At 66.4% G+C, this 15,279-nt stretch carries 9 protein-coding genes and 1 pseudogene; 9 read left to right on the top strand and 1 reads right to left on the bottom strand.

The window, feature by feature from the left end:
* Positions 1–154 precede the first annotated feature (154 nt).
* Complete coding sequence (locus ACIBI9_RS66990; protein WP_397239380.1) at positions 155–913, bottom strand: response regulator transcription factor; 759 nt, start codon at positions 911–913, stop codon at positions 155–157.
* 211 nt (positions 914–1,124) lie between these two features.
* Here ACIBI9_RS66990 and ACIBI9_RS66985 point away from each other — a divergent pair, with 211 nt between their 5' ends.
* The 9 genes and pseudogenes from ACIBI9_RS66985 to ACIBI9_RS66945 form a co-directional block, all read left to right on the top strand.
* Positions 1,125–1,520, top strand: a complete 396-nt coding sequence (locus tag ACIBI9_RS66985; RefSeq protein WP_397239378.1) for a hypothetical protein — start codon at positions 1,125–1,127, stop codon at positions 1,518–1,520.
* A 277-nt stretch (positions 1,521–1,797) separates the two neighbouring features.
* Positions 1,798–2,214 (top strand): hypothetical protein, encoded by a 417-nt coding sequence (locus ACIBI9_RS66980; protein WP_397239376.1) that lies wholly within the window; start codon positions 1,798–1,800, stop codon positions 2,212–2,214.
* Positions 2,215–2,326: 112 nt separating this feature from the next.
* Positions 2,327–4,306 (top strand): tetratricopeptide repeat protein, encoded by a 1,980-nt coding sequence (locus ACIBI9_RS66975; protein WP_397239374.1) that lies wholly within the window; start codon positions 2,327–2,329, stop codon positions 4,304–4,306.
* A gap of 396 nt (positions 4,307–4,702) precedes the next feature.
* Positions 4,703–4,981: a tyrosine-type recombinase/integrase gene (locus tag ACIBI9_RS66970; protein WP_397239372.1), complete on the top strand. Its 279-nt coding sequence runs from the start codon at positions 4,703–4,705 to the stop codon at positions 4,979–4,981.
* Between the two features lie 1,552 nt (positions 4,982–6,533).
* Complete coding sequence (locus ACIBI9_RS66965; RefSeq protein ID WP_397239370.1) at positions 6,534–8,066, top strand: hypothetical protein; 1,533 nt, start codon at positions 6,534–6,536, stop codon at positions 8,064–8,066.
* Complete coding sequence (locus tag ACIBI9_RS66960; RefSeq protein WP_397239368.1) at positions 8,063–8,794, top strand: hypothetical protein; 732 nt, start codon at positions 8,063–8,065, stop codon at positions 8,792–8,794. The genes ACIBI9_RS66965 and ACIBI9_RS66960 overlap by 4 nt, the downstream gene beginning before the upstream one ends.
* On the top strand, positions 8,791–13,206 hold the full coding sequence (locus ACIBI9_RS66955) for a hypothetical protein (RefSeq protein WP_397239366.1): 4,416 nt from the start codon (positions 8,791–8,793) through the stop codon (positions 13,204–13,206). Before ACIBI9_RS66960 ends, ACIBI9_RS66955 begins: the two co-directional genes overlap by 4 nt.
* Positions 13,203–14,255 (top strand): Wadjet anti-phage system protein JetD domain-containing protein, encoded by a 1,053-nt coding sequence (locus ACIBI9_RS66950; protein ID WP_397239364.1) that lies wholly within the window; start codon positions 13,203–13,205, stop codon positions 14,253–14,255. The genes ACIBI9_RS66955 and ACIBI9_RS66950 overlap by 4 nt, the downstream gene beginning before the upstream one ends.
* A 459-nt stretch (positions 14,256–14,714) precedes the next feature.
* Positions 14,715–15,279, top strand: a pseudogene (locus ACIBI9_RS66945) (hypothetical protein); the annotation flags it as partial.

Below are 15,279 nucleotides of genomic sequence, written 5' to 3'. Positions count from 1 at the left end.
ACATGATCCACATTCCCCCGAATGCTGTGTGGTTGATCTTTACCTTCGATCATCTACCCAGAGTGATCATTTCCACACTTAGAGTGATACCCCCGACAAAGGACGCGACAGGGTGATGAGGATGGAGCCGCTGACGCTGGCCGCAAGGTTGACCCTATGGCCGATTGGTCGGATGCGTTGACTTGGAAGTTGGCAGGGCAGCGGGCAGGAGGCCCAGTGTCTGCGCTCGCAGCACTGCGCTTGTTCGGTCATGGGTGTCGAGCTTGCGGTAGATGCTCTCGATGTGTTTGCTGACCGTTCTGGAGGAGATAGCGAGTTGGTTGGCGATCGCTTGGGCGATCAATCCGTTAGCCATCAGGTTGAGTACAGCGAGTTCACGAGCGGTAAGTGGGATGCACTGATCGTGGAAGGGGGTAGAGGCTTCGTGCTCGCCGTCGGACGGGAAGACTCTGCGGTTTTGAATCGAGTAGATCTCCGCGAGGATTGGGTGCAGCTGTTGCGCGAGGCTAAATTGCCTCAGGGGGAAATCTTTCGAGGGACTCCCTAAAGCCAGGGCGACGATACGCTCTGGCGTCACGGCCAGCGGAACTGTGAGCACGTCCCCGAACCCACTATGAATTGACGATAATTTGCGAGGATTCGCGTGATCGCTCAGTCGCAGGGCGGCGTGCGTGCGGGAACTTCGGTAAGCCAGGGTGAGGGGATGGTCGATTGCAACCTGGTGGAACCTGAGTGGCTCTATGTCGGGCGGATGAGGGGTGTCGGCCCAACTGCGGCTGGCCTCACCTCGGAGATCGATCTCGCACGCGCCGACCCAGTCTGAATCGAACAGATCGCGAAGCGGCCCGGTGATGCCGATGTCAGGGAAGGCTGGCCCGGCACGGCGGAGTGCGGAGGCAATGAACTCCAGCACAGTACGATAATCGCCGACCGATAACGACGATAAACGCCCCTCATGTTCTCCCATGCGAGCCCCGGCTATGCGCTGGACGTGCCGATGTCAATGGGGAGTTCGCCCTATGGGAACTCTATGGGCAAACGCCATAACGTTCCAGTCATCGCCGGGCCCCGCCCGGGAGCGGGCCGGCGAGCGAGACAACCCATATTTCTCCAAAGGGGGAATCATGTCAGGTCCATGGGATGCGGAGATCAAACTGCTCTACCCCGTCGATGCGGGAACGTTCTTCACGGTGGACGGCATCAGGAGTACGACGGCCTTCGACGCCATCGCCAACGTGGAGATCGGCGAGAACCTGAACGAGAATGTGGACCAGCACGATGTGTGGGTGGCGGTCCGCAACCTGAGCAAGTCAACGACCATCGCCACCGGTCACGGCGGGGGCGTACTGAAACCCGAGAACAACACACCTCGCCGGGAGGAGATCCGCATCCAGATCGCCAGCGGCTGGACCGCCGACGTGGGCGATCTTCTGGAACTGGTGGCCAGCTACAAGGTGACCGCCGGCGTGAACACCACATTCTCCAGCAGGACCAGCGAGAAGTTCGTCGTCGACGGCTAGTGGCCTCTTGACGAAGGACACGGGACCCCGTGGTGGATCCCAACGCGGGGTCCCACGTTGTTTCCGGCCGAAGTCGCTACCACAGATAGTGAGTCACTATCTGTGGTAACGGCGCCTTGGCTGTCCGCGATGCCCCCGGTGAGCCCCTGGTCCGGCTTGACCGGTACATCTCGCGATCGCGCCGTCGGACTGGATGACTGGCGGTACTTATCTGCGATCTGGTCGCATGCTGTGCCTGGCTTACCGTGAGGGCCATTTCGGCCGTGAGGGGGTCAACGTGGATCCGATCGTTTTGGCTGCGGGCACCGCGCTGGTGACGGCCATGGCCACCGATACCTGGCAGGCGGCTCGCGACGGTGCGGTCGCGCTCTGGCGTAAGGTCCGGCCCGAGCAGGCCGACGCCGTCGAGGCTGAGCTGGTCGAGGTCCGCGAGCAGGTGCTGGAGGCCCGCCGGGACGGCGACGCCGACACCGAGCAGGCTCTGGCCGGGACCTGGCAGGTCCGGCTGCAGCTGCTGCTGCGCGCCGACCCGTCCCTGGCTCAAGAGATCAAACGCGTGGTGGACGAGGTGCTCACTCCGGTACTGGAGCCGGCCGATCAGGAACGGGTCGGTTCGCTGGTGATGAAGGCGACCGCCAGCGGGCACGGCCGCGTTTATCAGGCCGGCCGCGACCAGACCATCCACGAGCGCTGATCATCGAATGCAGATGGAGGGGTGGGCATCCGAACAGGGCCGGGTGTATCAGGCCGGACGAGACCTGACCGTCCACGAGACTGTGCTACCAGGGCTGCGGCCGATAGAGCAGGTGGCCGCTCCGCCGAGGACGGTGAACCTCCCCGGACATGCCGGGTTGTTCGTCGGGCGCGGGGATGAGCTGGCGGAGCTGGAGGCGGCCCTGCGGACCAACGGTGAGGTGGTGATGGCTGCGGTGCACGGGCTGGGCGGGGTGGGCAAATCCACGCTGGCCGCTCGCTACGCCCTAGCCCAGGCCAAGCAATGCAATCCGGTGTGGAAGATCATCGCCGACAGCCCCACCGCGGTGCAGATAGGTCTGGCCGATCTGGCCAGAGCTCTGGAGCCGCAGCTGGCCGCGGCGTTGCCGATGGAGGCGCTAGCCGAGCGAGCCGCTGGCTGGCTGGCCACTCATGAGGGGTGGCTGCTGGTGCTGGACGACGTCGCCGATCCTGCCGATGTGGCGCCGCTGCTGGGCCGTACCTTGGCCGGGCGGGTGCTGGTGACCAGCCGGCTCGCCGAGGGCTGGCATCGCCTGGGCGCCCAGGTGCTGCGCCTGGACGTGCTGGGCGAGCAGGAGGCGGTCGACCTGGTCACCCGGATTGCTACGGGTCTCCATCCCAGCTCCGGTGCTGGGGCGGAGGCCCCTGAAGGCCTGGAGGGGGAACTGGAGCTGGTGCGCGAGTTGGGCTGCCTGCCGCTGGCGATCGAGCAGGCGGGTGGATACCTGCACCAGGCCCAGTTGACCCCGCGCACCTACCTCGAACTGCTGAGACAGCGGCCGGCGGAGATGTACGACCGGGCCGCCCGCGGTTTGGACGCCGAACGCACCATCGCCCGCATCTGGCGCATCACCCTCGATGCCCTGGCCGACGCCACCCCGCTGGCCGGTGACCTGCTGCGCATCCTGGCCTGGTGGGCCCCAGACACCATCCCTCGTACCCTGCTCGACCCGCTGGCCGACCCGGCAGACCTGGCCGACGCGCTCGGCGTGCTGGCCGCCTACAACATGCTCACCCTGACTGAGAACACCGTGACGGTGCACCGGCTCGTCCAGGCTGTGGCCCGCACCAGCGACCCCACCGACCCGCACCGGCAGGCCACCGCCCTGGCCATCGCCCGCGACCACGCCACCCACCTGCTCAACCAGGCCAGTCCCGCCACCCACGATCACCCCGCGCGCTGGCCTATCTGGCACCTGCTGCTGCCCCACATCGACGCCCTCGCTGATCACACCACTCTCGCCACCGACAGCCCCACCACCTCCAGCCTGCTCGACAGGGCCGCGACCTTCATGGCAGGGCAAGGAGCCGTCCATCGCGCCGTCACTTTCTCCGAACGCAGCCTGGCCGGTCGGCAGCGGGTGCTGGGCGATGACCACCCCGACACCCTGACCTCCCGCAACAACCTCGCTGGCGCCTATCGGGCGTGGGACGTGGCTCGGGCGACCTCGCTGTTCGAACGGACCCTCGCCGACCGGCAGCGGGTGCTGGGCGACGACCACCCCGACACCCTGACCTCCCGCGACGACCTTGCCCTCACCTACTGGGTGGCGGGGGATCTGGCCCGGGCGACCCCACTGTTCGAACGGACCCTCGCCGACCGGCAGCGGGTGCTGGGCGACGACCACCCCGACACCCTGACCTCCCGCAACAACCTCGCCCTCACCTACCAAGCGGCAGGGGACCTGGCCCGGGCGACCCCACTGTTCGAACAGACACTCACCGACTTTGAGCGGGTGCTGGGCAACGACCACCCCGACACCCTGACCTCCCGCAACAACCTCGGCGTCGCCTATCGGGTGGCGGAGGATCTGGCCCGGGCGACCCCACTGTTGGAACAGACACTCGCCGACCGGCAGCGGGTGCTGGGCGACGACCACCCCGACACCTGGATCTCCCGCTACGACCTCGCCGTCGCCTATCGGGCGGCGGGGGACCTGGCCCGGGCAACCCCGCTGTTCGAACAGACACTCGCCGACTACGAGCGGGTGCTAGGCCCCGACCATCCGTTCACCAAGGCGGCGCGGGGGAACCTAGAAGGATACGGGTGAGGCCGTCCAGAAAATGTACCTTTCGGACCATCCAGAAAGACAGACTGAATAATGGGCAGAGCTGCGGAAGCAGGCACTCCCCCGTTGACATCCCGAGCAGGATCATTCAGACCCCGGGCGGATCATCGACCTGAATGTACGCCGACGAGACCGGCTCGGCGGCGTCCTCCACGAGTACTCACATGCGGCTTGAACTGGCAAGCGCACTGCTTCCCTTACCCGCGCGGCTGCCGAGTTCTTGGCACCCACAGGCGTGCGAACCCAGGGCGTCGATCTCTGGGGATCGTCACCCTGGTCGTGACCCGGTTCGGGGTGCGGCCCGGCTCAGGGCGCGGTTCCGCCTCCGGCCCGTCTGTGCAGGTCGCGCCACGCCGGGCTGGAGGCGACCAGCTGACCATGGGCAAGGCATGGACCGACTGCGGGTTCGTCGTCACCCAACCCAACGGCAGCCGCCTGCATCCCCAGCACGTCTCCGACCAATTCCTCTGGCTGGCCTACCTGACCGGGCTACCGCCAATCCGGCTGCATAACCTCCGCCATGGCGCGGCCTCGCTGATGCTGGTGGCCGGGGTGGAGATGAAGGTGGTGCAGGAAACGCTGGGACATACCTCTAGCGTCTTCACTGCCGACACCTACACCCTCCATCTACCCGCAGGTGGACACCGCAGCGGCTGAGCAGACCGCCGCCCTGCTCTTCGGCGAGGAAGACCAGGCCCAACCGGGCAAACTCATCTCGCTGAGGAGCTGACAGTCGGATCAGGCATCCGGCCCCGCACTCGCCGCCTTCTCCCGGCGAGGCGGGGCCGCTGCTCTTCCCGCAGCAGCCGGAGACGGTGAATGGATCACGGTGTGTGCGGGGGTGGTCCACACGAGCACGCAAGCGCTGGACGAAAATTCCAGAACGCATCCGATCCCGTCAAAACGGCAAGTCAGACCATGATCAAAGCGCGCCCTGCAGAATTCGAATTAACGACCGTCGGATCAGAAGGTGTCGCAAGATGTCATTTGATGGCGACCCGTACCGGCTACACACAGTTTGCGTGTCCAACGGTGCTAAGTCATGACGGGGCGTGTCTGGGCGCGCGAGCACGCACCGAGCACGACCGACGCCGCGTTTGATGATCGCATCGTGGTCCCTAGCATAGATCTGCGCCCCGGTGCAAACTAACACTCACGTACAGGCGACGGTCGCTCTGCTGGGTGCGCCATCTTCCGATAACCAGGATGTAGGGCCGACGACCTTCTCAAAGCTTGACCGGCAAATCGGGCACATACGGCAATCACCTGCACCTGCCTTTGCGGCCTCGATGCACGGGCGCACGCTCACCGAACTCCTCGGCGAAGAAAGCCATGGCTCGCCGCACCCACTGCCGCACCGCCGTCTCCGTCAGGTCGAGGTCCTGGGCCACCTGACGGATCGGGTGATTGCCTCGCTGGCACAACTCAACGGTCTCGGGTTTGAACTCCGGCGTGAACGAGCAGCGAGGACGCGGCTTCCTCTTCCCCATGCTCTCCATCATGGACATCGTTCCAGGAACGAACCCCTGATCTCGGATGTCCGTCAAGCAGATCAGCCCGCCGCTCGCACGCCGCCAAGTGTGCGGGTCACGTGTACAGCACACTCAAGACCCTCGCTCGTCGCCGAAACGGCGATCAATGGCGGGAGGTGGATCTGCCAGTCAAGTTGGACCGGCTGGAGCACGTGGCCATCGGTACTTCCGGTGCCGTGTGGTTCGGCTCCGCAGACCAGCCCGAGCTGGTATTCCGCAAGGCGCATGGCAGCGAATCAAGATGCCGCGTAGGTTCCAGACGTTGGAGGAGATCGGCCCCACAGCCGACGGACGCGGAATCTGGGTGTGCGCCGACGAAATCTGCTGCCCGTCGCAGCCGGCCCTGCCGTCCAAAATGCCCATATGCCTCACTGCGAGGTGTCCGCGGAGTGAAGGATCTTCAAGGGGGCAGCTTCGGCTACAAGTTCGATTTCACGGTTTGCCACCTTTGGCAACGTCCCTGACGTCGCCGACGGCCCGCCCCGACTTGCCGTCGATGGAGTGCATTTCTCTCATAGTCGAAACAGGACGAGCCTTTGAGATAACCCTCCCGCGTCTCGCACATGTAACCGTAGCCGGCTTTTCCGCGATCAAAAGATAGTGGCTTGTGATGCGGGCGCTGCCCGGCCATCACACTGTTGCGGCGGATGTCGGCACACCAAGGGGGTTACGCCTCAGTGAGCGATCTCTCGACCGTGGGCGGGGCGGTGTTCGAGGAGTCGTTCGGGGATCGCGTGCGAGCGCTCCTGCGGGCCCGGCCGGTGGCCGACGCGGCGGACAACGCCGCACGGCAGATGTGGGGCGGATGCGAGTACGACGTCGTGACGCTCGCCTTGGCCGCCATCGATGCTGTGATCGCCAAGCAGGGATTCGATCACGAGGTCACCTACGACGAAGCGGTTGCGGGGCTGGCCGTGCTGGCCGCCGGCGCCCATCCGGAACGTTCCATCGATGAACACGGCGCGGTGGCGCGGTATGTGGTGGACGCGCTGCTCAACCGCAAGGAACGCGAGGCGCCGTTCAGCTACCAGGTCTCGATCTTCGGACGTGCCAACGACGGCTCGGTCCGCCATCGGGTCGGGACGGCCGAGTTCCGGCTGCTGACCGAGCATGAGGATCACCGCAGAGGCGTCAACGTCCTGCGGGCTTCGACGGACGCCATCAACGCCCTGGTGGGCGGGCTGGAGTTCGACGTCGAGGACGAGCAGGCTGCGATCGAGCTCATGCTCGCGCGGCAGCTCGAACGCGGAGCGTTCGGACAGGCGGAGAAGGCGGCCGAACGATCGCTGCTCCTGTCCATCCGCTATGCCGATGAGCTGCGAACGCTGCTGGCGGACACGGTGCGGGACATTCGGACCGTGCTTCCCCAATGGGTCAGGGAGGTGCCGGAACAGTTGGAGCGCAACCGTACGCACCTGGAGGAACGGCTCGCGACAGAGTCCAGGTTGCTCGGCCATCTCCGAGGAGCGCTGGACGCGCCCGACACCGAACCGGAGGTCGCCAAGGCCTCGGCGCGCATCGCAGCACTGCTGGAGAAGTGCCGTCAACGGCACACCGAGCTCCACGGGAAGCTGGTCAACGCACGGACGATCTTTCTTGACGAGCAGGCCCGCCAGTCGTTCCGGCCGGTCGGCGGGCTGCGGAACCCCGACATCATGGACGGCCTGTTCCTCCCGCTGCTTGTCCTGCGCGCCGACGTGGCGGTGGAGCCTGCCGAGGCCTTCGCCGTCCTGGTGTCAGGCGGCCAGGTGCCGAGGGTCGTGCGCGTCGCCGACCTGGTCGATGACCTTCTCGCGCCACGACGCGCGCCTTCACCGGAAGATCCGCCGGTTCCCGATGAGGAGCTCGGTGATCCCGATCCTCCTGCCATACCTCCGGAGGTGTTGGGGGCCGCCGCGCGCCTGGTGGACGAGGTCGGGCTGCCCGCGCGCCTGTCGGATCTCCTGCTTTCGGCCCGGGCGGCGGACCTGCCCGAGGAGGTCGAGCAGGTCATCGTTCTCGCAGCGCTGTGGAAGTACGCGCCAGAGACGGCGCAGGATGTGTCCACGGCGGTGGACACGGCTGCCCGTGTCCTCGGCGCCGCGGCGGCGGTCGACGCCGATGGCGCGCGGATCACCCTGCCCGGCTGGTCGGGCGATGATCTGATCGTCGCGCAGGACGAGGAGGCGCTCAGCCGGTGGGCGACGGTGGCGGACCGGGATGCCTCATGACCCTCAGCCAGCGCGATCTCGCCGATGTGGGTGTGCTCATCGGTTGCGCCCTGCGTCCGAAGATGCGGCCTGGCGCGGACAGCGACTATCGCACACTGCTGAGCCGCTACCGCGCCGACGTGGAGTTCCGCAACGCCGTGGACAGCGTCCTCGAGGGACTCGACGCTCAGGTGCTGTCCGATTCGGATCTGGGACTTGTACTCGGTGTGCGCCGCGAGTCGGTCTTCGCCTATCGCATCTCGGACCTGCCGAACGTCGGTGGTGTGACCGAACGATTGCTGGTGGGACTCGTCAGCGTCGCGATCGCCGCCTACGCGTTCCCGACGCCGGCCGACTTCGATGACGACCGAGTTCGGTGGGTGTCGGTCGACGAGCTCGAACGCTTTCTCCGCGAGACGTGCGAACGGTTCAAGCGCACACCCGAGCAGGCACAGGGATCGCTTGACGAGGCGTGGCGTACTTATGACCGTCTGTCGCCCGGCTACAAGGCGGACAGAGGAAAGGGCAAGGCACGCCGGTCCCCCGCGTCCTCCACCTACTGGATAGCGCACGTGCTCACCTGGATGGTCGACCAAGCGCTCGCCCGGTCGGCGCTTGCCCGCGGTCCTGAGGTCTTCCAACTGCTCGAACGCTTCCGGATCCAGGCCGCTGAACTCGCCGGCAACGCCGCATACGACGCATTGGCCGCCCTCAGACGTGGCGACCACGACCGGAGGGTGGCACCGTGACCTATCAGCTGTCTCGTCTGCGGCTGGCGAACGTCGGCGACAGGGCTGCCCGGTTCACGGATCTCACGCTGGACGTGTCGTCAGGCGCAGACGGTTCGAGTGAGCCCGTTGACTCGATCCTCTGGCTGCGTAACGGAGGCGGCAAGTCGAGTCTGCTGTCCCTCTTCTTCGCCCTGCTCCTGCCCTTGCGGAAAGACTTCATGGGCAGGTCCGTCAAGCGGTATCTGGAGGACTACATCGCCTCCGGCGACACGAGTCACACGGTCGCCGAATGGGTCGCGCAGTCCGACGACAGCTTGTTGCCCCCGCCGCGACTCATCACCGGAGCCGTATACGAATGGATCGACCGCCGCAAACCCGTCGACCCCGATCGTGATCGTGAAAAGCTCAGAGGTTGGTACTACTCGTTCTTCGAGGTGCCTGGTGTGCTCGATCTCGATCGCCTTCCCGTTCACGATGAAACGGGCCGCACCCGGCCAATGTCCGAGTTCGTTCGCCTGTTGCGGGAGGCTGCGGCGTCACGGCCGCAGCAGTTCTCGTTCGCGATCACCGATCAGCGCGGCCTGTGGACCGAAACACTCATCGCGCGAAATCTCGATCCGACCCTGTTCGGCTATCAGAAGGAGATGAACCACTCGGAGGGCGGGGTCGCCGAGCTGTTCAATTTCCCCTCCACGGACAAGTTCATCGACTTCCTGATCGATTTGACCGTGGACAGCGCTCAGCCGGAGCTCGTCGCGGCCAATCTGCGGAAGGTCATCGACGTCCTTGGCCGGAAACCAGATCTGCTTGTGGATCGTGACTTCTGTGCTGAGATGTCCGGCAAACTTGACACGCTGGCCGAAAGACACGATCTCACCAAAGAAGCGGACCGAGAAGTAGGCGAGGCGAGGCAGGCGGCCGCACTGCTGGCAGCCGCGTTCCAAAGCGCGGCTTCGGCGCAGGAAACCGACAGAGAATGGTTCGCCGGGGAGGCGAAGCGGCTTCGCGGCGAGGCTCATAGACTGGACAGCGAACGCGGCCGAGTCAACGACGTTGCGAATGAATTGCTCAGGATCGCGGCCACATATCGGCTCGCTGCCGTGACCAAGGCAGCCGATGAGGCGGAGTCGGCAGCCACCGCCACAAAGGATGACGACCTGGCCTGGGAAGCGGTCGGCCCCCTGGCCGAGCGGGCGGAGGCAGAGGATCAAGCGCGATCGGTGCGCCGGCAGATGACCGAGGCGGAGCGAGAGACCGCTCCGCTGCGCAAGGCACGGGATGACGCCGCGGCCGTTCTAAAGGCTCGCTACGCCGCTCTCGCGGCTGACGAACGTACCGCCGAGGAGCAGAAGACCTCAGCGGCAGAGACCGCGAGGTCCAATGCCGCGACCGAAGAGGAGTGCGTGCGCGCCAACCGGGAACTCTCCGCCAAAGCGGAGGAACGCGCGGACAACCTCCGCCTGCAGATGGCAAGCATCGACGAAGCCATCGAAGCCGCAACCAACCAGGGCGACCTTCCCGATCGAGAAGCGGTTCCCGCTGAGGTCCTCGGCGACTCACGGGCAGCCAAGAACGAGGCGGACCAGCTGCTGCATGGGGTACGCAAGCGGCGCGCTAACCGGCCAGCGCTGCGCAAATCACTGAGTGAGCAGCGGAGGGCCCTGGCGACCGAGCGGGCCGCCAGGAACGCCGAACGGGATCAACTCGTCTCCGACCACGAGAAGCTCTCCGCTCGCGTCAACATGCTCGCCACCAACGCCAGGTTCGCCGAACTCATGGAGCTCAGCGAAGATGGGCGGCTCGATCTGTGGGCCGAAGCGGCCAACCTTCGAGCGGCGCTGACACATGCGGTCTCGACGGCCGAATCGGTCATCGTGGAAACCCGTGTCGATGCGGCCGACGACGATCGTGCGCTGGACGGGTTGCGCACCGACGCGTTCCTCCCGACCACACGTGATGCCCAGCGCGTTGCCGAGGCGATCGCCGGCGAAGTGGCGGCGCGGCCGGGGTGGGAGCTGCTGCGTGACCTGGTGACCGAGCCCGCACGCGCCGGCGCGTTGCGGAACGCCATCGTTGCGGAACTCTCCGCGGGCGTGGTCGTCGCGGACGCCGACCTCGGCAAGGCCCGCCTCGCCCTGGAAAAGCAGGGCTGCCGGTCGATCGCCCACGTCACCGTGTGCACCGCGACCCAGATGCAGCAGGCGTTGAATGCGGCTGCCCCTGAATGGTCGGCGGTTCCCAGCGACCCGGCGTTGTACGATCCGGCCGCGGCGGAGCACGCGCGGGCAGAACGTGAACGGCGACGCCATGAGCAGGAACGGCGGATCGCCGAACTCCACCAGCAGACGCAGGCGGACCGAACGCTGCTGGAGGTGCTGGAATCCCTGCTGCGCGACTGCCCAACCGGATACCTGCACACCTTGGAGATCAGGGCCGAGGAATGCCGGCAGGCCATCGACATGATTGACGACACCGACGCGACACTTGGTTCTCAGATCGACGAACTCGAAGCCCATGACCTCACGGACGCGGCCACGGAGCAACGGCTGTCCGACAAGCTCAACCTTCTCGCGGGCAGAATCGAGCGCCTGACAGCCCTCGTCGCCAAGGTCTCAACACTGCCGGAACTCGAGCGAGACATCGAACAACGAGACCGGGACGTCCGGGCGTACACGCGGGTCGCCGACGAAGCCACCACTCGCGCCAACGAGTGGCGCAAGACCGAGCGCGCCGCCGAGCGAGAAGCCGCCGAGCACAGATCCAACAAGGAACGATACGAACGCGAAGGCCGCGCGATCTCCATCCTCGACGCGGACCGCGAGGACGTCGCCACACCGGTGGACGACCCCCTGTCCATGTTGACGAGCCGTTTCAACGATCTCGACACGCAATGGCAAACGGTGGCGGCGCAATCCGTGCTCGCAGAACGGCTCGCGGGTCTCATCAGCCGCGGCGGACGCGCCGAACAGGCGCTCGCGGGATATCCGGAGGCCATCCGCGAACGTGCGGCGTCGTTGCTCGAAACGGGCGATGGGCAGGACCCTGAACGGCGTGCCATCGCGCGACGCCGATCGCGGGCGAAGGCCGACCAGGCCCAGCAGGGGCTGAGCCGTGCCATTCTCCAGCTCGAACAGGCGCGGAAAGAGGTCGCTGAGCGGACGCCGCGCGACAGGCTGCGGCACGCCCAGCTCGACGTCGAACCCGCAGGCGAAGCCGAGGCGCGGGAGCTCGCCGCGATACAGGCGGCGACTGCGACCGACATGAGTGGACAGGTGACCGCCCTGAACAGGGAGGCCGACGACGCGGTCTCAGCTGCGAGCGAGGCGGACACCGCGGCGCAGGTGCTCGTACAGCGCGCACATCGTCTCACCGACGCTGCCGCGCCGGCCGACGTGGTGGACGGAGTGGCAGCGTTCGACGGCGACGATGCGCGGGCCGAGTCGGAGACACGGGCGGTACTCGGTCGCCTGGCCTCTACCACGGAGATCGTCACCGCAGCGAGGATCAGGATGAACGAAGCCATCGACGCTGTGCGTAGGCTGGCGTCGGAGGGCAGGTTCTCCGGAATCCCCGATGCGATCAGAGATCGATTCACCAGTGACGATCCCGTAACGCTCGGCGAGCGTGCCGCCGCCCGCGCCGAAGAGATGCGGGCGCGTCGCACCACCATAGACGGCCAGCTCGCCGACATCGGACGCGACCAGCGGCTCGTCGTGGTGGAGATCGCCGCACTGGTTCAGGACGTGCTCGCGAACCTGGAGTCCGCACACCGGCACTCCAAACTGCCCGGAACCCTGGGCGGATGGGCCGATCAGCACTTCCTCCGAATCCGGTTCGCCCGCCCCAGCAGCGAGGAGGACCTGCACGCACGAATTGACGCGGTCGTCGACCGGATCGTGGTCGAGAAGTCGAAACCCGAAGGTTTCGCCCTCCTCAAGCGATGTGTCCACGAAGCTGTGGCACCACGCGGGTTCACCGTCAAAGTACTCAAACCCAACAGCGATCTGGCGGTCGAACCGGTCGACGTGACCCGCCTCGGCAAGTTCTCCGGTGGCGAGAAGCTGACCGTGTGCGTCGCGCTCTACTGCACACTCGCTCGGCTGCGCGCCGTCAACCGGGGCAGGGGCAGGGCAGCGCTCGGCGGCACCCTCGTGCTGGACAATCCGCTGGGAACCGCGAGCCACGTGGCGCTCCTGCGGCTGCAGCGCGAGGTGGCGACCGCTCATGGCGTGCAACTCGTCTACACCACCGGGGTGGAGGACCTCGGCGCCGTCGGCCAGTTCCCGAACGTGCTGCGAATGCGCAACGCGCCAGGAGCGCTCCGTACGCGGAGGTACGTCGTCCTGGAGGAACGTTTCGGATCCGCAGTGGAGGGCATCACCGGCGTCCGCCTGACACGTGATGAGACGACGGACGGCGCTGCGTCGTGAAGCTGAGCTCCCTGGCCCAACATCTCGCCGAGCAGGTCGCGGCATCGCCGCGACAGAAGGTCGAGATCGAGACGCTGTACGACGCGGCGGTCGCATTCGATCGGCGCCTGGCGACGGCGCCGACCGCGCGTGCCGAGATCCGCGACGCGCTGAACGAGCTGGCCGTTGCCGAGTCGGTGATATTCCCGAGCACCTCCCGGCATTTCGACACGCGAGACGCGCCTCCCATGCCGCTCTGGGTCCGCCGCCCTCCTCGCGAACGGGTCGTGCGCGAGGCGAGGACCGTACGGGTGTGGCCGCCCGCGCTCGAATCCGCCGGACGGATCGCAACCAGGCACGACGAGTTCAGCGTGCTCGAGACGGTGGCCGCCTTTCTTCGCGACGGAGGGGCGACGAGGCCGAGCGTGCCGATGAGAGAACGGTCCTTGGAGCTGTTCGGCGATGAGAAACGGCTTGATGGGCTTGTGACGAACCGGCTGTTCGTCTCAGGGGCGCTGACGCTCGAACTGCTGCGTTGTCACCCGGTGCCCATTCCGTTCGTCTCGCAATGGGCTCCGGGGCGCCCCGACCCTCGTGGTACGGCGCTGCTGATCGCGGAGAACCACCACACCTACACCTCGCTTCTGGAGGCCACGCGGCGCCACGCTGCCGCAGGTCCGGGACGGCATGTGGGCTACGGTACCGGTAACCAGTTCCCGTCGGCGGTGTTGTCGGTACCGCTGCTGTCCCCGAGACCCGACCGGATCGTCTACTTCGGCGACGTGGATCTGCAAGGACTGCAGATCCCCGCAGCGGCCTGCGCCAGCGCCGTCCTCGCCGGCCTCCCCGCGGTTGTGCCGGCACTTCCGCTCTACGAACTGCTTTTCGAGGCAGGCCATGAACGGCCTGCCGTGCCCGTACCAGCGGATTCCGCTGCGCGCGTGTCGGCGTGGCTCGGCCCGCTCGCCGGACGAGCCAGGAACATGCTGGTCAGTGGCATCCGGCTTCCGCAGGAAGCGGTTGGGTACGAGCTGCTGTCGACTCGCCCGGACGTGCTCGACAGGGTTTAGGGGTGTCCTGAAGAAGATCTTGGTGCATGGGTTGGTGTGAGGTGGCTCGTCCGTCGTCTATGGGGCGGTGGCGATGAGGGTTCGGGTGCCGAATATTCATCCGTGCAGGTCATGGAGGCGATGCGCTCTCTTGCGCTCCCGTCGCACACTCCGAGCGGCACGATGGTCAATCGTGTTTATTGCGCTTGGCCTACCTCACGGCGACGACCACCTTCTCGTCCCTGAAACTGCTCCCCCGAACCGATCGTGACAGGAGTTCGAAATCCTGGTGTTACGGCACCAGTTGACCGTACTGCAGCCGTAGGTGACCAAGCCCGCGGTCACGCCGACTGATCGGTTCCTTCTCGGCTTGAGCTTCCCCCGTTCTCCGGACACTTGACCTGAGGTCATCCCTGATCGAGTGCGAGCCCTGGCTGACGCGTCTGTCGTGGCACACCGTGAAGGGTGGAGGTGGGACAGATGGCAAAGACTCGTGTGCAGGTCAGCAGGCGATGCGGCTGCGTGGATGCGGAAACGGGACGTCAGCGAGGGGTGACGTGTCCGCGCCTGCCGGTAGATGACGATCACGGCAGCTGGTATTTCGCAGTCCAGGTACGCGGCCTGGACGGGCAACGGCAGCGCGTCCGCCAGGGCGGTTACGCCGACTCCGGGGAAGCACAGGCGGCAGGCCGTGCCTTGGCCGCTGCCGACCGCGACGGCGCGGGGGCCGGATGCACGCTCGGGCAGTGGCTGGCACGCTGGCTGGCCACCAAGGATGCCCTGCGGCCGTCGACCCGCCAGGGCTCCGCCGCGCACATCCGCCTCTACCTCATCCCCCACCTGGGACGGATCCGGCTGCTCAAGCTCACCTCTCGCGACGTCAATGGACTGCTCGCGACGCTCGCGTCCCGTCCCTCGCCGAGCGGTCGCCGACTGTCGCCCGCTACCGTGGTGCGGATCCACGCCACCTTGCGGACCGCGCTGAACGCGGCGGTGCGTGCCCGGCTGATCCCGGTCAACCCGGCCAACGGAGCCGAACTCCCCC

Source organism: Nonomuraea sp. NPDC050451, assembly GCF_044458585.1.
This window is presented reverse-complemented; position numbering and strand designations above follow the sequence as displayed.